The organism is Candidatus Mycolicibacterium alkanivorans (genome assembly GCF_022760805.1).
GTDB classification, from domain to species: Bacteria; Actinomycetota; Actinomycetes; order Mycobacteriales; family Mycobacteriaceae; genus Mycobacterium; species Mycobacterium alkanivorans.
Window position 1 is genome coordinate 2,902,457 of record NZ_JAIVFL010000001.1, and the last position, 15,720, is coordinate 2,918,176.

General features: G+C 68.8%; 20 protein-coding genes. 1 reads left to right on the top strand and 19 read right to left on the bottom strand.

Going from position 1 to position 15,720, the window contains the following annotated elements; all coding sequences use genetic code 11:
- Positions 1-89: 89 nt before the first annotated feature.
- From K9U37_RS14290 to K9U37_RS14335, 10 genes are all read right to left on the bottom strand, one after another.
- On the bottom strand, positions 90-506 hold the full coding sequence (locus K9U37_RS14290; protein ID WP_243072236.1) for a DUF2752 domain-containing protein: 417 nt from the start codon (positions 504-506) through the stop codon (positions 90-92).
- Positions 493-918, bottom strand: coding sequence for a TM2 domain-containing protein (locus K9U37_RS14295; RefSeq protein WP_243072237.1), 426 nt, complete (start codon positions 916-918; stop codon positions 493-495). The genes K9U37_RS14290 and K9U37_RS14295 overlap by 14 nt, the downstream gene beginning before the upstream one ends.
- Before the next feature lie 137 nt (positions 919-1,055).
- Positions 1,056-1,244, bottom strand: coding sequence for a hypothetical protein (locus tag K9U37_RS14300; RefSeq protein ID WP_243072238.1), 189 nt, complete (start codon positions 1,242-1,244; stop codon positions 1,056-1,058).
- Positions 1,245-1,408: 164 nt separating this feature from the next.
- Positions 1,409-1,627 (bottom strand): three-helix bundle dimerization domain-containing protein, encoded by a 219-nt coding sequence (locus K9U37_RS14305; protein ID WP_243072239.1) that lies wholly within the window; start codon positions 1,625-1,627, stop codon positions 1,409-1,411.
- Between the two features lie 74 nt (positions 1,628-1,701).
- Positions 1,702-2,859 (bottom strand): prolipoprotein diacylglyceryl transferase, encoded by a 1,158-nt coding sequence (gene lgt, locus K9U37_RS14310; protein WP_243072240.1) that lies wholly within the window; start codon positions 2,857-2,859, stop codon positions 1,702-1,704.
- Positions 2,856-3,668, bottom strand: coding sequence for a tryptophan synthase subunit alpha (gene trpA, locus K9U37_RS14315; RefSeq protein ID WP_243072241.1), 813 nt, complete (start codon positions 3,666-3,668; stop codon positions 2,856-2,858). Before trpA ends, lgt begins: the two co-directional genes overlap by 4 nt.
- Positions 3,665-4,936: a tryptophan synthase subunit beta gene (gene trpB, locus K9U37_RS14320; RefSeq protein WP_243072242.1), complete on the bottom strand. Its 1,272-nt coding sequence runs from the start codon at positions 4,934-4,936 to the stop codon at positions 3,665-3,667. Before trpB ends, trpA begins: the two co-directional genes overlap by 4 nt.
- 3 nt (positions 4,937-4,939) lie before the next feature.
- Positions 4,940-5,758 (bottom strand): indole-3-glycerol phosphate synthase TrpC, encoded by an 819-nt coding sequence (trpC, locus tag K9U37_RS14325; RefSeq protein ID WP_243072243.1) that lies wholly within the window; start codon positions 5,756-5,758, stop codon positions 4,940-4,942.
- Positions 5,759-5,836: 78 nt separating this feature from the next.
- Positions 5,837-6,421 carry a TIGR02234 family membrane protein gene (locus K9U37_RS14330; RefSeq protein WP_243072244.1) on the bottom strand — a complete coding sequence of 195 codons (585 nt, stop codon included), beginning with the start codon at positions 6,419-6,421 and terminating at the stop codon, positions 5,837-5,839.
- Positions 6,418-8,031 (bottom strand): anthranilate synthase component I, encoded by a 1,614-nt coding sequence (locus K9U37_RS14335; protein ID WP_252394003.1) that lies wholly within the window; start codon positions 8,029-8,031, stop codon positions 6,418-6,420. Before K9U37_RS14335 ends, K9U37_RS14330 begins: the two co-directional genes overlap by 4 nt.
- On the opposite strand from K9U37_RS14335, the gene K9U37_RS14340 reads away from it, so the two are divergent.
- Entirely contained in the window at positions 8,030-8,494 is a 465-nt protein-coding gene (locus K9U37_RS14340) for a peroxiredoxin (RefSeq protein WP_243072246.1), read from the top strand. The genes K9U37_RS14335 and K9U37_RS14340 overlap by 2 nt on opposite strands.
- Before the next feature lies 1 nt (position 8,495).
- Here K9U37_RS14340 and K9U37_RS14345 read toward each other — a convergent pair whose 3' ends face one another.
- The 9 genes from K9U37_RS14345 to hisD are packed head-to-tail and all read right to left on the bottom strand — an operon-like array spanning position 8,496 to position 15,575.
- Positions 8,496-9,197, bottom strand: coding sequence for a LysR family substrate-binding domain-containing protein (locus tag K9U37_RS14345; RefSeq protein ID WP_243073381.1), 702 nt, complete (start codon positions 9,195-9,197; stop codon positions 8,496-8,498).
- Between the two features lie 4 nt (positions 9,198-9,201).
- On the bottom strand, positions 9,202-9,546 hold the full coding sequence (hisI, locus tag K9U37_RS14350) for a phosphoribosyl-AMP cyclohydrolase (RefSeq protein WP_243072247.1): 345 nt from the start codon (positions 9,544-9,546) through the stop codon (positions 9,202-9,204).
- A complete protein-coding gene (gene hisF / locus K9U37_RS14355) occupies positions 9,543-10,316 on the bottom strand; it encodes an imidazole glycerol phosphate synthase subunit HisF (protein WP_243072248.1) in 774 nt (257 codons plus the stop codon). Before hisF ends, hisI begins: the two co-directional genes overlap by 4 nt.
- Positions 10,316-11,134 carry an inositol monophosphatase family protein gene (locus tag K9U37_RS14360; protein ID WP_243072249.1) on the bottom strand — a complete coding sequence of 273 codons (819 nt, stop codon included), beginning with the start codon at positions 11,132-11,134 and terminating at the stop codon, positions 10,316-10,318. The genes hisF and K9U37_RS14360 overlap by 1 nt, the downstream gene beginning before the upstream one ends.
- Before the next feature lie 5 nt (positions 11,135-11,139).
- Complete coding sequence (gene priA, locus K9U37_RS14365; RefSeq protein WP_243072250.1) at positions 11,140-11,874, bottom strand: bifunctional 1-(5-phosphoribosyl)-5-((5-phosphoribosylamino)methylideneamino)imidazole-4-carboxamide isomerase/phosphoribosylanthranilate isomerase PriA; 735 nt, start codon at positions 11,872-11,874, stop codon at positions 11,140-11,142.
- A 2-nt stretch (positions 11,875-11,876) separates the two neighbouring features.
- On the bottom strand, positions 11,877-12,497 hold the full coding sequence (gene hisH, locus K9U37_RS14370; RefSeq protein WP_243072251.1) for an imidazole glycerol phosphate synthase subunit HisH: 621 nt from the start codon (positions 12,495-12,497) through the stop codon (positions 11,877-11,879).
- Positions 12,494-13,120, bottom strand: a complete 627-nt coding sequence (hisB, locus tag K9U37_RS14375; RefSeq protein ID WP_243072252.1) for an imidazoleglycerol-phosphate dehydratase HisB — start codon at positions 13,118-13,120, stop codon at positions 12,494-12,496. Before hisB ends, hisH begins: the two co-directional genes overlap by 4 nt.
- Positions 13,117-14,250 carry a histidinol-phosphate transaminase gene (locus K9U37_RS14380; protein WP_243072253.1) on the bottom strand — a complete coding sequence of 378 codons (1,134 nt, stop codon included), beginning with the start codon at positions 14,248-14,250 and terminating at the stop codon, positions 13,117-13,119. The genes hisB and K9U37_RS14380 overlap by 4 nt, the downstream gene beginning before the upstream one ends.
- Positions 14,247-15,575: a histidinol dehydrogenase gene (hisD, locus tag K9U37_RS14385; RefSeq protein WP_243072254.1), complete on the bottom strand. Its 1,329-nt coding sequence runs from the start codon at positions 15,573-15,575 to the stop codon at positions 14,247-14,249. Before hisD ends, K9U37_RS14380 begins: the two co-directional genes overlap by 4 nt.
- Positions 15,576-15,720: the final 145 nt, after the last annotated feature.

A 15,720-nucleotide genomic window follows, 5' to 3' on the forward strand; every position in this document is an offset into this window, starting at 1 on the left:
GACGTGTGACGTCCGGGACTGCGCCGGCCCGATGATTCGGCGCGGCAAAGGCCGGACCGACTGCCCAGTGTATCAGCGCGAGGCGGTGGTTACCGCCCGATAAGCGTGGGCACCAGCGGGAAGCCGGGCAGGTTGCGGACAACCGTCCAGGTGACTGCCACGACGGCGATGAGGACTATCGCAGGCAGCGTGAAGGCCCGCTGGTCCTGCTTGATGCGCCAGAGCACCCACAACGCCGTGGCGGGCAGGCCGATCAGCAGGAAGATGTTGTCGACGACGGCTCCGGATAGGTTGCCGTGCAGCAGGTCGTGAGTCATGCGCAGGCCGCCGCAGGCCGGGCAGTTCCAGCCGGTAAGCAGCTTGAACGGGCAGGGCGGGAAGAGCGAGCCCGGGTTGTGCGGGTCGGCCAGGCCCACGTAGGCCAGGGCGCTGACGGCCAGCGCACCCGTGCCGAGGGCGGTGTGGCGCCGGGTGCCGTGACGGTGGGGTGCGCTAGGTGCCGTCACGCAGCGGTCGACCTTCGGGGTCACGCACCTTGTCGGTGAGGATCAGCACCGCGTCGACGATGCCCCAGATGACCGCGCCGATGCCGCAGGTGAGGAGCCCGACGACCAGCTGCGCAACGCCCAGCCCGGTGTAGCCGAGGTAGATCCGGCCGATTCCGACAATGCCGACCAGGCCGAGCAGCTGCAACAGGCCGCCGACGACCTTGGACTTCTCGGACAGCGGCTCGCCGGTCAGCGGGTGGCGGCCGTAGGGCGCTCCCGGATCCAGGTAGGCACCCGGAGCGGGGTATTGCGTCGGCGGCGGGTACTGGCCGGGCGGCGGGTAGTCGGGCGGCGGCGGGTAGTTGGGCGGGGGCGGGTAGTTGGGCGGGGGCGTGCTGCCTTCGGTGCCTCCGAACTGCGGCTCGGTCATGCGATCAGCATGCCAGAGGTCGGACCGTTCCTGGTTATTCTCGCTGTCCCCGTCGGGTGATTACTATCGCTGAGGCGACGCCGAAGATTCAGGAGGAGCACGGTGGCGCGTCTAGATTAGGCCTGGTTGCGGCCGGTCTACTCGTCGCGGCGATGACGCTGCCCACGGCTTCTCCGGCCCATGCCGCGACGGTGTTCGACGACTTCGACGGCCCGCCCGGCGCGTCGCCCGATCCGGCGAAAGTGGACCGTCATCGAGGCACTGGCTGGGACCCCGGTGTCGAGAACTACGCCACGGACAACGCCGTGCTTGACGGGCAGGGCCATCTGGCCGTCCAAGCCCGCAGGTCGCCCGCAAGTCGGGTTCGGGCTTCACCTCGGGACGCGTCCAGACCAAGGACAAGCAGAGCTTCGGCTAGGGGACGCTCATCGCGCGCATCAAACGGGTGGTGCGTCGGCGTGGACGACACTGGGCCACGCTGTCCGAGGGATTACGACGACCAGGTAAGCAGGGAAGACTTGGCGGACAACTCCGCGCGTGCCCTGCGCTCCACCAGAAGAGGGACGAATTCACGCACCGTGCTGCTGTCGAACCGCGCGTGGGCAGTGCGCACGACCTCAGTCACATCCTGGGGAGGAATGTCGGAAAACGTCGACGACAGCCGCTCTAGCACCTGATCGATCATCATCGCTTCGCTGATCTGGGCCACAAACTAAGCGTCCCCCGCGCTGACACTTCCGTCAATCTGACGTCCGTCACAATTCCAGCACCCACAATGCCGGCTTAGTCCCGTCGGATCTCGACACCCCAGAGCACCCGACGAACGGTGGCTGAAAATCCGCGGCGCTGCACCGGTTGCGGTTGCGGTCGCGATGCCACTGCGGGCTCGGGCTCAGCTTCCGACTCGGCCGGCTTTTCTCCCGGTTCGACGTCACCGACGGCCGCGGCGTCCTCACTCTCATGCGAGCCGGCCACCATCGCGGCGGCGACGATGCCGCTGCCTTTTGCGGCCGCGACCAGTTCCTCAGCAAGCTCTTCGACCGGTGACTCTTCCTCGGGCCCGGTACCGGCAGGCTTGCCGCCCAACGTCTTCGGATCTTCGCGACCCTTCGGCGCCAGCATGATGTACACCACCGCACCGATGAACACGAACGTCGACGTGAACGAGTTGATCCGGATCCCCGCGATATGGGTCGCGGTGTCGTCGCGAAGCAACTCGACCCAGAACCGGCCGATGCAATACGCCGCGACATACAGCGCGAACAACCGGCCGTGGCCGATCTTGAAGCGCCGGTCCACCCAGAGCAGGAAGACGAAAACCAGGACGTTCCAGAGCAACTCGTAGAGGAACGTCGGCTGCACCACGGCGGCAACCTGGCCGGTGGACACACCGTCGAGCGAGTGAACGTCGATCATGCCCGACGCATCGCGCCGGTAGAAGATCTCCATCCCCCACGGCAACGTCGTCTCGCGGCCGTAGAGCTCCTGGTTGAAGTAGTTTCCGAGCCGCCCGATGGCCTGCGCGAGAACAATGCCGGGCGCGATCGCGTCGCCGAAGGCGGGCAGCGGTATCCCCCTGCGCCGACAGGCAATCCATGCGCCAACGCCACCCAGCGCCACCGCGCCCCAGATACCGAGGCCACCGTCCCAGATGCGCAGGGCGGCGCCGATCCCGGCACCACCCTCGCCGAAATAGGTTCGCCAGTCGGTCATCAGGTGATAGAGCCGGCCACCGACCAACCCGAACGGAACCGCCCACAGCGCGACGTCGTAGATGACACCCCGTTCGCCACCACGAGCCTCCCAACGGCGATCACCGATCACCAGCGCGGCGATGATCCCGGCGATGATGCACAGCGCATAAGCCCGAATGGGTACGGGACCCAGGTGCCAGACACCCTGCGGCGGGCTCGGGAAATAGGCCAGGACAGTTGTCGTCACGAGGCAGCTACCTTATGTCGCACACCCACAGCCAGTTCTTCGGTCAGCGCGCGCACCGCACTCAGCCCGTCGGCGAGTGCCGACACGAGCGCAGATCCGACGATGACACCGTCGGCGTAACCCGCAATCTCGGCCGCCTGCTCACGCGAGCGAACCCCGAGGCCCACACCGACCGGGATGTCGGAGACCTCCCTGACCCGGCGCACGAGCTCCGGCGCCGCATTCGACACCACGTCGCGTGCGCCGGTGACTCCCATGATCGAGGCGGCGTAGACGAAGCCGCGTGAGGCCTCCACAGTCTTGGCCAACCGCTCCGGCGTCGAGGACGGGGCCACCAGGAAGATCCGGTCCAGACCGTGGGCGTCGGAGGCGGCGAACCACTGGTCGGCCTCGTCGGGAATCAGGTCGGGGGTGATCATGCCCAGTCCGCCGGCCGCCGCGAGGTCACGCGCCCATGCGTCAACGCCGTAGTGCAGCACCGGGTTCCAGTAGGTCATCACAACAGCACTGCCGCCCGCGCCGCTGATGGCCTCCACTGCGCGTAGGGTGTCACTGATCCGGACGCCACCCTGCAAAGCCGTTTCGGTTGCCATCGCGATCACCGGTCCGTCCATTCCCGGATCCGAGTATGGCACGCCGACTTCGATTATGTCGCAACCGGATTGGGCCATCGTCACCATGGCGTCGATCGACGTCGCAACGTCGGGATAGCCGGTGGGCAGGTAGCCGATGAGGGCAGCCCGCCCTTCGGCGTGGCACGACGCGAAGATGGGACCCAGCCGGCCGGGCCGGCTGTGCTGGACCGTCACTGGTCCCCCTTGGCCGGGCTGTCGAGCAACCCGAACCACTTCGCGGCCGTCTCCACATCCTTGTCGCCGCGGCCGGAGAGATTGATCATGATGATCGAACCGGGGCCCAACTCGGCCGCCAGCTTGACCGCACCGGCCACCGCGTGCGCCGACTCGATGGCCGGAATGATGCCCTCCAATCGGCACAGCAGACGGAAAGCGTCCATTGCTTCGACGTCGGTGATCGGCTGGTATTCGGTGCGACCGATGTCCTTGAGGAAGGCATGTTCCGGGCCGACGCCGGGATAGTCCAGGCCGGCCGAGATCGAATGCGACTCGATGGTTTGGCCGTCTTCGTTCTGCAGCAGGTAGGAGTACGAGCCTTGGAAGGCGCCCGGCGAACCTCCGGTGAAAGTTGCTGCGTGCCTGCCGGTTTCGACGCCCTCGCCGGCAGCCTCGTAGCCGATCAGGCGAACGGCGGGGTCGTCGATGAAGGCGTGGAAGATGCCGATGGCATTGGAACCGCCACCGACACAGGCGGTCACGGCATCCGGCAATCGGCCGGCCTGCGCCAGGATCTGGGTCCGCGCCTCCATCCCGATGACGCGCTGGAAGTCGCGAACCATCACCGGGAAGGGATGCGGCCCCGCCGCGGTACCGAAGCAGTAGTAGGTGTTGTCCGCATTGGTGACCCAGTCGCGGAACGCGTCGTTGATCGCGTCCTTGAGCGTCTTGGAACCGGACTTCACCGACACCACCTCGGCGCCGAGCAGTCGCATCCGTGCCACGTTGAGCGCCTGGCGTGCGGTGTCGACGGCACCCATGTAGATCACGCACTCCAGACCGAGCAGTGCGCACGCGGTGGCGGTGGCCACGCCGTGCTGGCCCGCACCGGTTTCGGCGATCACCCGGGTCTTGCCCATCTGCTTGGCCAGCAGGGCCTGGCCGAGGACGTTGTTGATCTTGTGCGAACCAGTGTGGTTGAGGTCCTCGCGCTTGAGGAAGATCCGCGCGCCGCCCGCATGCTCGCTCAGCCTGGTGGCCTCGTACAGCGGAGACGGCCGGCCGGCGTAGTGGGTCTGCAGGTTGTCGAGACGGTCCAGGAACTCCTGGTCGGCGCGGGCCTTCTCGTAGGCGGCCGTCACCTCCTCGATGACCGCCATCAGCGCCTCGGCCACGTAGCGGCCACCGAAAACACCGAAGTGGCCCCGCGCGTCGGGGTCGTGTTCGGTGGGCTCGGCAACGGCCGCACTGGTGCGCGGCACGTTCGGCGTCGACGTGTCAGCCACGACTCAGCGGGAGGGTTTCGGGCAGGACGGATGGGCTCCCGCAGTCACCAGGTCTGCCACCGCGGCGCGGGGATCACCGCTGGTGACCAGGCCCTCACCGACCAGCACCGCGTCCGCTCCCGCACCGGCGTAGGCCAGCAGGTCGGCCCGGCCGCGCACACCCGACTCGGCGACCCGGATGACGTTCGACGGCAGACCGGGAGCGATCCGCGCGAAGCAGTCCCGGTCGACTTCGAGGGTCTTGAGGTCACGCGCGTTCACGCCGATGACCTTGGCCCCGGCCAGCAGCGCGCGGTCGGCCTCCTCCTCGGTGTGAACCTCGACCAGAGCGGTCATCCCCAGCGACTCGGTGCGCTCGAACATCGACTCCAGCGCCGGCTGCTCGAGCGCCGCGACGATCAGCAGCAGCATGTCGGCGCCGTGGGCTCGGGCCTCATGAATCTGGTACGGGCAGACGACGAAGTCTTTGCGGAGCAAGGGAATCTTGACGGCCGCCCGCACCGCATCGAGGTCGGCCAGCGAGCCGTGGAAGCGACGCTGCTCGGTCAGCACGCTGATCACCCGCGCCCCACCGCTCTGATAGGCGCGGGCCAGCTCTGCCGGGTCGGCGATGTTGGCGAGCTGTCCGCGTGATGGGCTGGCGCGCTTGACTTCGGCGACCACCGCGATGTCAGGTGCCCGCAGCGCGGCCAACGCATCCAGCGGTGGCGGAGCGGCCTCCGCGGCGGCTTTGACCTCGGACAGGCTCACGATTGCCTCGCGTGCGGCAACGTCAGCGCGGACTCCTTCGATGATGGAGTCGAGCACGGTTGCCGAACTCATGCCAACCGGGTCCCTTCTTGCCGTCTGGCAATCACGTTCATGTCCTTGGAAGGGTAGCCGCAGCGCGCACAGCATCCGTCACCGACCCTCGGTGTCGTGCTCGGTCGGGTCATGGCCCTCGTCGATGGCATCCCACATGCCCCGCTCGGACCCCGCGTCCCCACTTCCGGCGGCGGTGCGCCGCGCGGCCGGAGCGGCGTATCTGGCCGCAGTGTGCCGTGCCGACCCAGCCGAACGCATCAGCAGCACCGCCGCCAACAGCGCGACGACCGCAGCGGCCAGCGTCAGGCCGGCACCCAGGTGATGACGCTGACTCGCGACGAGTGACATGACCGGGACCTGGGCCAGTTCGGCCGCACGCGGCGCGATGTCGGGCATGACGAACAGGCTGACCCCGAGATAACCAAGCACGAGGCTCACCAGAGCCACCAGCACCGCGACCACCCGCAGCCCCCACCCGTGCACCGCCAGACCGGCGATCGCCGCCGCCAGCAGCAGCACCGCCATCGGGATCAGGGCGTTGGACCACGTCCCGCCGGTCAGCGTCGACGTCTTCGGCTGGCCAAGGCCGTCCGACGAGGTGACCGCCACCCACGGCAGTCGCGAAGCCACCCACAGCCCGATCGCCGCGACGACCAACAACAGCTGCCCGACGCGGATCACGGCGCGCTCAGCGTCTCGGCGGCAGCGATGGCGGTGAGAACGGCTTTGGCCTTATTGGCGGCCTCGTTGTACTCGTAGGGGCCGTTGGAGTCGGCGACCACCCCGCCACCGGCCTGCACGTAGGCGGTGCCATCACGCATGAGCGCGGTGCGGATGGCGATGGCGAAGTCGGCGTTGCCGGCGAAGTCCAGATAGCCGACCACGCCGCCGTAGAGCCCGCGCCGGGTCTTCTCGACCTCCTCGATGAGTTCCATCGCCCGCACCTTCGGCGCCCCCGACAGCGTGCCCGCCGGGAAGCAGGCCGTGACGGCATCCAGCGCGGTGCGGTGCTCGGCCAGCAGCCCGGTGACGGTGGAGACGAGATGCATGACGTGGCTGTAGCGCTCGATGTGGCTGTAGTCCTCGACGCGCACCGTGCCCGGTACACACACCCGGCCCAGATCGTTGCGGCCGAGATCGACCAGCATCAGATGCTCGGCGCGCTCCTTCTCGTCGGAGAGCAGCTCCTTCTCCAGCAGCTGGTCTTCCTCCTCGGTCTGACCGCGCCAGCGCGTCCCGGCGATCGGATGCGTTGTGGCCCAACCACCCTGGACGGTCACCAACGCCTCGGGACTGGACCCGACAATCGAAAAAGCCGTTCCCCCAGCCTCATCGGGGATGTTCAGCAGATACATGTACGGACTCGGATTGGACACCCGAAGCATCCGGTAGACATCAATGGGATCAGCTCGGGTCGTCATCTCGAATCGTTGCGAGGGCACCACCTGGAAAGCCTCGCCGGCCTCGATCTCCTTGACCAGCCGCTCCACCACCGCGCTGTACTCCTCGAGCGTGCGCTGGGAGCGGTGCTCGGGCTGGGGCCGGGAGAACGTCGCCACGGTCGAGGGCAGCGGCTGCCCCAGCGCCTCGGTCATCACGTCCAGTCGTGCGACGGCGTCGTCGTAGGCCCAGTCGACCCGCTCGTCGGTGCCGTTCCAGTTCACCGCGTTGGCGATCAACGTGATCGTGCCCTCGTGGTGGTCGACGGCGGCCAGATCGGTGGCCAGCAGGAGCAGCATCTCGGGCAGACCGAGATCGTCGACGGCAAGTTCGGGCAGGCGCTCGAGCCGGCGGACGAAGTCGTAGGCGAAGAACCCCACCAGACCGCCGGACAGCGGCGGCACACCCGCCAGCGTTGATCCCCGAGTCGCTTCGCTCCTGCCCGCCGGGAGAGCGGTGGAGAGCAGCTCGATGGTCCGGTGCAGCGCCTGCAGCGGATCGCCGCCCGTCGGTGCGTCCCTGGGTGTGTTGCCCAGCCAGACCGCCTGGCCGTCGCGCACCGTCAACGCCGACGGCGCCCCGGCCCCGATGAACGACCAGCGCGACCACGAGCGCCCGTTCTCGGCGGACTCGAGCAGGAATGTCCCGGGCCGGTTGTCGGCCAGCTTGCGGTACGCCGACAGCGGCGTCTCGCTGTCGGCAAGCACCTTGCGGGTCACCGGTACCACGCGGTGTTCGGCGGCCAGCGCCCGGAACTCGTCGCGCGTGGTGGTGACGGCGAGCGTGGAGTGCACGGCTACATCATCCCAGACCCGCTCGCGTGCTTTGACCGGCGTAGCCTGGTCACGCATGAAACGTGGTGACCGCGTAGCCGACTTCGAACTGCCCGACCAGACCGGCACCGCACGCTCACTGACGAGCCTGCTCGCCGACGGGCCGATCGTGCTGTTCTTCTATCCCGCCGCCATGACCCCGGGATGCACCAAGGAGGCCTGCCACTTCCGCGACCTGGCCGGCGAGTTCGACGCGGTGGGCGCCTCTCCGGTGGGAATCAGCACCGACGCCGTGGACAAGCAGGCCACGTTCGCCGACTCGCAGCGCTTCGACTACCCGCTGCTCTCGGACGCCGACGGCGCGGTCGCCACCGCATTCGGAGTCAAGCGCGGACTGCTGGGCAAGTTCCTGCCCGTCAAGCGCACCACGTTCGTCATCGACACCGACCGCACCGTGCTCGAGGTGATCTCCAGCGAGGTCAATATGGACACCCACGCCGACAAGGCGCTGGAGGTGCTGCGGGCGCGGAAGAAGGCCTGAGTCAGCGTCGGCCCCGCTTGGCCGGACCCGGCTTGCGGGCGACCTTCCCTGCGGCGGCGCGGGCGGCTTGCCTGGCGAGGGTCTTCTCCCGGGCGCTGAGTTTGGGTGCCTGCTGGACCTGCCCCCGCGACGAACCGGGCTTGCGACCCCGCACGATCCCGATGAACTCCTCGACGAGCTCATGCTGCGGCCCATCCGGGACAGCGAGGGCCACCGCGCAGTTGGGCGCGTCGGTGATCGGGCGGTACGTGAGGTCCTTGCGGTGGTGAAGGCGCGCCAGTGACTGCGGAACGACGAGCGCGCCCAGCCCCGCCGCGACGAGTTCCATTGCGGCTTCGGTGGTCTCGGGCCGGTGATCGACGCGGCAGCCGGGGGCGTCTGCCCAGTCGACGACATGGTCGAGCGGGACCAGCATCGGCTCGCCGTCGAGGTCGGCTGCGGTGACCTCATCGGCCGCGCTGAGAAGGTGGTCGGCCGGCACCACGACCACCGTTGCCTCCTCGTAGAGCGGGATGACCGCCAGCCCGGACGTGTCCGCCGGTAGCCGTAGCAGCGCCACGTCGACGGCACCGGCCCGCACCGCGTCGGCCGCATCCGCCGCGGCGACGGCATTCAATCTCAGCGGCACCTCGTGATGGCGCTGCGCCCAGTTCCGCGAGGAACGACGACTCAAGGCTCTGCGGGCGGAGAGGTCTACGAAAATCTAGTCACTCCGCGCCGAGAAGCTGGTCGGCGTCGAAGCAGCTGTGGTCACCGGTGTGGCAGGCCCCGCCGACCTGGTCGACTTCGAGCAGTACTGCGTCGCCGTCGCAGTCCAGCCGCACGCTGTGCACGTGCTGGGCGTGGCCCGACGTCGCGCCTTTGACCCAGTACTCGCCGCGGGAGCGGGAGTAGTAGGTGGCTTCCCGGGTGGCCAGCGTGCGGGCCAGTGCCTCGTCGTCCATCCAGGCGACCATCAGCACGGTGCCGGTGCCGCGCTCCTGGGCGATGGCCGCGAACAAGCCGTTGACGTCGCGCTTGAGCCGCGTGGCGATCTCCGGATCGAGAGTCATCTCACCACTATCCCCTCGGCCGCCATCGCCGCCTTCACCTCACCGATCGTCAGCTCGCGGAAGTGAAAGACGCTGGCCGCCAAGACTGCATCGGCTCCGGCCGCCACGGCGGGCGCGAAATCGCCGACCGCCCCGGCACCGCCGCTGGCGATCACCGGTACCGTCACCGCCTTGCGCACCGCCCGCAGCATCGTGAGGTCGAAACCCGCCTTGGTCCCGTCGGCGTCCATGGAGTTGAGCAGGATCTCCCCCACCCCCAGTTCGGCTCCGCGCGTTGCCCATTCGACCGCGTCGATCCCGGTCCCCTGCCGGCCGCCATGCGTGGTGACCTCCCAGCCCGACGGCGTCGGGGTGCCGTCGGCGGGCACCGTGCGCGCGTCGACCGACAACACGATGCACTGCGATCCGAACTGGCGGGACAGCTCGGCGAGCAGCTCGGGACGGGCGACGGCAGCGGTGTTCACCGACACCTTGTCCGCGCCGGCGCGCAACAGTGAATCGACGTCGGCGACCGAGCGCACGCCGCCGCCGACCGTCAGCGGGATGAAGACCTGCTCGGCGGTGCGGCGCACGACGTCGAGCATGGTGGCGCGGCCCGACGAGGACGCCGTGACGTCCAGGAAGCACAGCTCGTCGGCGCCCTCGGAGTCGTAGGCCGCGGCGAGTTCGACGGGGTCGCCCGCGTCGCGCAGGTTTTCGAAGTTCACTCCCTTGACCACCCGGCCGGCGTCGACGTCGAGGCAGGGAATCACGCGCACCGCGACGTCCATTACCGGTAGTCCTCCGGGGAGCCGACTCGATCCAGGATCTCCATGATGTGCTCGTGCACACCCGGGGCCGCGGCCAGAGCCGAGCGCGACGTCGCCGTCCACTGCGCACCGGACAGATCGGTGACGACGCCACCGGCCGCCCGGACCAGCGCCACCCCGGCCGCATGGTCCCAGATGTGGTCGCCGAAACTGATTGCCCCGCCGAGGATTCCAGCGCCGACATAGGCCATGTCGATGCCCGTGGCCCCGTGCATCCGAAGTTTCGAGCAGACCCGGCTGAGGTTCTCCAAGACCGCCAGCCGGTAGCGGCCCGGGAACCGGCCGCGCCAGTCGACGTTGAAGGTGCCGACGCCGATGACGCACTGCGCGATGTCACCGCGACCGATCCGCGGCTGCGCCACCCCGTTGAAGTACAGCGGCCCACCCAGGACCGCGCTGTACCGCTGATCGGTGAACGGCAGCCACGTCAGCCCTGCCACCGGTTCGCCGTCGCGCAGCAGGCCCAGCAGGATGGCCGCCATCGGTGAGCCGGCCGCGTAGTTGAACGTGCCGTCGATCGGGTCGAGCACCCAGACCAGCGGCGAATCGAGGTCAGCGCCGCCGAACTCCTCGCCGTGCACGCCAATGCCGGTGGCCGACTCCAGCGCCACGACCACCTGACGTTCGATGGCCAGGTCCACCTCGGTGGCGAAGTCGTTGCCCTTCTTCTGCACGGCCGAGTCAGCACGGTGCCCGGCGATGAAGGGTCCGGCCGCCTCGTCGAGTATCACCGCAGCCTCGGCCACTAGGGCCTCCAGGTCCGCCGACTGCAATGCCATCTCGGTTACCGGCTCACCGCTGCCAAAGCCTCCGGCAGCGTGAATCGGCCCGCGTAGAGGGCCTTCCCGACGATCGCGCCCTCCACACCGCAATCGGAGAGCGTCGCGATGGCGCGCAGGTCCTCCAGGCTGGACACCCCGCCGGAAGCGATGACGGGTGCGTCCGTGCATTCGGCGACACCCTCGAGCAGATCCAGATTGGGCCCGGTCAGGGTGCCGTCCTTGGTGACGTCGGTGACGACGAATCGCGAACAGCCCTCGCTGTCGAGGCGTTCGAGCACCTGCCAGAGGTCACCGCCGTCGGTTTCCCAGCCGCGGCCGCGCAGCCGGTGCTCGCCGTCGAGGATCTGCACGTCGAGGCCGACGGCAACCTTGTCGCCGTATTCGGCGATCGCCGCCGCGCACCACTGCGGATTCTCCAGCGCGGCCGTGCCGATGTTGACCCGGGCGCAGCCGGTGGCCAGGGCAGCCTTGAGCGAGTCGTCGTCGCGGATCCCGCCGGACAGTTCGACTTTGACATCCAGCGCGCCGACGACCTCGGCCAGCAGCTCGCGGTTGGAACCGCGGCCGAACGCGGCATCCAGATCGACCAGGTGGATCCACTCGGCACCGTCACGCTGCCAGGTCATGGCGGCGTCCAGCGCCGAGCCGTATTCGGTCTCGCTGCCGGCCTTGCCCTGGACCAGACGCACCGCCCGGCCCTCGACCACGTCGACGGCGGGAAGAAGAATCAGCGCCACTCTTACAGCCCCTCAACCCAATTCGCGAGCAGCGCCGCCCCGGCGTCGCCACTCTTCTCCGGATGAAATTGTGTCGCCGACAGCGGACCGTCCTCGACGGCGGCCAGGAACCGCACGTGATGGGTGGCCCAGGTCAGCAGCGCATCGGGTGCGCCCTCCCACTTCAGTGCCGCGTAGGAGTGCACGAAATAGAACCGGGTGCCGGCATCGAGACCCTTGAACAGCAGGCTTCCCGGCGCGGCCTCGACGACGTTCCAGCCCATGTGCGGGATGACTGGTGCGTCGAGTCGTGTGACGGACCCGGGCCACTGCCCGCAGCCCACCGACTCCACCCCGAACTCCACGCCACGGGCGAACAGGATCTGCATGCCCACGCACACGCCGAGCACCGGCCGTCCGGTGGCGACCCGGTCGGCGATGATGCGGTCGCCGCCGATCCCCCGCAAGCCCGTCATACACGCCTCGAACGCCCCGACGCCGGGTACCACGAGTCCGTCGGCGTTCGCCGCACGCTGCGGGTCCGCGGTGACCTCGACCTCGGCGCCGACGCGTTCCAGCGCCCGCTGCGCCGAGCGCAGGTTGCCCGAACCGTAGTCCAGGACAACAACGGATTTGTTTGTCACAGGGCGCCTTTGGTGGATGGCACACCGGCCACCCGGGGATCGGGTTCGACAGCCTGCCGCAGCGCACGGGCCACCGCCTTGTACTGCGCCTCGGTGATGTGGTGCGGGTCGCGGCCGTAGAGGGTGCGCACATGCAGCGCGATGCGGGCGTTGAAGGCGATCGACTCGAAGACGTGGCGGTTGACCACGGTGTGGTAAGGCACGGCCGACCCGGCGATGGTGAATTCGACCATGAACTCGGGCTCCCCGGTGTGCACGAAGTACGGCCGGCCGGACAGGTCGACGGCGGCGTGCGCCAAGGCCTCGTCCATCGGGATGAACGCGTCACCGAAGCGGCGGATGCCCTTCTTGTCACCGAGCGCCTGGCCCAGTGCGGTGCCCAGCACGATCGCGGTGTCCTCGATGGTGTGGTGGCCCTCGATGTCGACGTCACCGCGGGCGGTGACGGTCATGTCGAAGCTGGCGTGGGTGCCCAACGCGGTCAGCATGTGGTCGAAGAACGGAACGCCGGTGTCCACGCGGACGTCGCCGGCGCCGTCGAGGTCGAGCTCGACGACGATGTCGGACTCTTGGGTCTTGCGCTCGACCCGCGCTCTGCGGGTCGAGGTCGCCACGGCGGTCATGGTGCTCCTAGCGGCTCAGCCAGTTCGGTGGCGGCCAGCCGTGCGCTCGCGGACAGGAATGCGTCGTTCTCCTCGGCCAAACCCATCGTGGTGCGCAGGTATCCGGGTATGCCGACGTCGCGGATGAGGATGCCGTTGTCGAGATAGTGCTGCCAGGCCGTCGCGGTGTCGGCGAACTCACCGAACAGGACGAAGTTCGCATCGCTCGGGATCACCCGGTAACCGAGTTCGGTCAGGGCGGCGCTGACACGTTCTCGCTCGGCGATCAGTGCGGCGACACTGCCCAGAGTGTCGTCGGCGTGCCGCAGGGCCGCCCGGGCGGCGGCCTGGGTGACCACCGACAGGTGATAGGGCAGCCGGACCAGCAGGACGGCGTCGACGATAGCCGGCGCGGCGACCAGGTAACCGAGCCGGCCGCCGGCGAATGCGAACGCCTTGCTCATCGTGCGGGTGACGATCAGCCGGGTGGGGTACTCGTCGATCAGCGCGATGGCGCTGGGCTGGCTGGAGAACTCGCCGTAAGCCTCGTCGACGATCAGGATCCCGTGCGTCATGGCGTCGAGCAGCATGCGCAGGTCCAGAAGTGGGATGCTCTGTCCCGACGGGTTGTTCGGGCTCGCGACGAACACCACGTCGGGCTCGCGATCGACGATCGCGGCCACTGCGGTGGCGACGTCGAGGCTGAAATCGGCAGCGCGCGCCGACTCGATCCACTCGGTCTGGGTGCCGTTCGAGATGATCGGGTGCATCGAGTACGACGGCACGAACCCGATCGCGCTGCGACCAGGGCCGCCGAACGCCTGCAGCAGCTGCTGCAGGATCTCGTTGGATCCGTTTGCCGCCCAGACGTTTTCGGTGCCCACCTCGACCCCGGTCTGCGTGCGCAGATAGGCGGCCAGGTCGCGGCGCAGGTCGACCGCGTCACGGTCGGGATATCGGTGCAGGTCGGCGGCGGCTTCCTCCACCGAGCGTGCCACGTCATCGATCAGGGCCCGGCTCGGCGGATGCGGGTTCTCATTGGTGTTCAGCCGCACCGGAACGTCGAGTTGCGGTGCCCCATAAGGGGATTTGCCGCGCAGGTCGTCGCGCAGCGGCAGGTCTGCCAAGGTCACCTTGCTGCCCGGAATCATCGCTCGAACCTCCGGCGCACCGCTTCCCCGTGGGAGGGCAGGTCCTCGGCCTTGGCCAGCGTGATCACATGTCCCGAAACGTCTTTCAGGGCCGCCTCGGTGTAGTCGACCACGTGGATGCCACGCAGGAACGTCTGCACCGACAGGCCGCTGGAGTGCCGCGCGCACCCGGCGGTGGGCAGCACGTGGTTGGACCCGGCGCAGTAGTCGCCCAGGCTGACCGGCGACCATGGCCCGACGAAGATCGCGCCGGCGGCCTTGATCCGCCCGGCCACCTCGTTGGCCTCCACGGTCTGGATCTCCAGGTGCTCGGCGGCATACGCGTTGACCACCCGCACGCCGGTGTCGAGGTCATCGACCAGCACGATCGCCGACTGCTCACCGGAGAGCGCCTCGATGACCCGCTCGCGGTGCACGGTGGTCTCGAGCTGGGCGGCCAGCTCGGCGTCGGTGGCGTCGGCCAGCGCGACGCTGTTTGTGACCAGGACGCTGGCGGCCATCACGTCGTGCTCGGCCTGGCTGATCATGTCGGCGGCCACGTGCGCCGGGTTGGCGGTGTGGTCGGCAAGGATCGCGATCTCGGTGGGCCCCGCCTCGGCGTCGATGCCGACCTGCGAGCGGCAGATCCGCTTGGCCGCGGTGACATAGATGTTGCCCGGGCCCGTGATCATGTCCACCGGTGCAAGCTCCGCCCCGTCGGAATCGGTGCCGCCGTAGGCCAGCAGCGCCACCGCCTGCGCGCCACCGACCGCCCACACCTCGTCGACGCCGAGCAGGCGGGCGGCGGCCAGGATCGTCGGATGCGGCAAGCCGCGAAACTGGGCTTGCGGCGGGCTGGCCACTACCAGCGATTCGACACCCGCGGCCTGGGCGGGAACGACGTTCATGACCACGCTGGACGGGTAGACGGCATTGCCGCCCGGAACGTAGAGGCCGACGCGCTCGACCGGAACCCAGCGTTCGGTCACCGCGGCGCCGGAGTCGAACAGCGTCGTGGTGTCGGTGCGCCGCTGATCGGCGTGTACCGCGCGGGTGCGGTCGATGGCCACCTCGAGGGCGGTGCGCACCGCGGGATCAAGGGCGGCAAGCGCGGCGTCTAGGTCGGCGGCCGGGACCCGGACCGCGCCGGGACGCACCCCGTCGAACTTCTGCCCGTACTCCAGCGCCGCGACCGCGCCCCGCTCGACGACGTCCTGCACGATCGGGCGCACCGTGGGCACCACCGCATCGACGTCCACCCCGCCGCGCGGCAACGCCGAGCGCAACTGGGCAGCCGTCATGGTGCGGCCGCGCAGATCGATCCGGGACATCGCGAAGCTGGTCATCAACACAATTGTCCCGTATCGGTGCATCCGAATGAAAATCGATTGGGTAGCGGCGCCGGCCGGACGGCAGCAGACTCTGCTCAACCGGACGTTCTCCGGTGGTACCGGCGGGCACCGACGACCCCACCCCGCCGCGCGTCACCCG

What these genes read in the sequence shown, in the direction of transcription:
- K9U37_RS14295 (WP_243072237.1), bottom strand. Translation starts at nt 918, where the DNA reads ATGACCGAGCCGCAGTTCGGAGGCACCGAAGGCAGCACGCCCCCGCCC.
- K9U37_RS14300 (WP_243072238.1), bottom strand. Translation starts at nt 1,244, where the DNA reads ATGGCCCTGCCCGTCAAGCACGGCGTTGTCCGTGGCGTAGTTCTCGAC.
- trpC (WP_243072243.1), bottom strand. Translation starts at nt 5,758, where the DNA reads ATGAGTTCGGCAACCGTGCTCGACTCCATCATCGAAGGAGTCCGCGCT.
- K9U37_RS14340 (WP_243072246.1), top strand. Translation starts at nt 8,030, where the DNA reads ATGAAACGTGGTGACCGCGTAGCCGACTTCGAACTGCCCGACCAGACC.
- K9U37_RS14335 (WP_252394003.1), bottom strand. Translation starts at nt 8,031, where the DNA reads ATGCGTGACCAGGCTACGCCGGTCAAAGCACGCGAGCGGGTCTGGGAT.
- hisI (WP_243072247.1), bottom strand. Translation starts at nt 9,546, where the DNA reads ATGACTCTCGATCCGGAGATCGCCACGCGGCTCAAGCGCGACGTCAAC.
- hisF (WP_243072248.1), bottom strand. Translation starts at nt 10,316, where the DNA reads ATGGACGTCGCGGTGCGCGTGATTCCCTGCCTCGACGTCGACGCCGGC.
- K9U37_RS14360 (WP_243072249.1), bottom strand. Translation starts at nt 11,134, where the DNA reads ATGGCATTGCAGTCGGCGGACCTGGAGGCCCTAGTGGCCGAGGCTGCG.
- hisB (WP_243072252.1), bottom strand. Translation starts at nt 13,120, where the DNA reads ATGACCGCCGTGGCGACCTCGACCCGCAGAGCGCGGGTCGAGCGCAAG.
- K9U37_RS14380 (WP_243072253.1), bottom strand. Translation starts at nt 14,250, where the DNA reads ATGATTCCGGGCAGCAAGGTGACCTTGGCAGACCTGCCGCTGCGCGAC.
- hisD (WP_243072254.1), bottom strand. Translation starts at nt 15,575, where the DNA reads ATGACCAGCTTCGCGATGTCCCGGATCGATCTGCGCGGCCGCACCATG.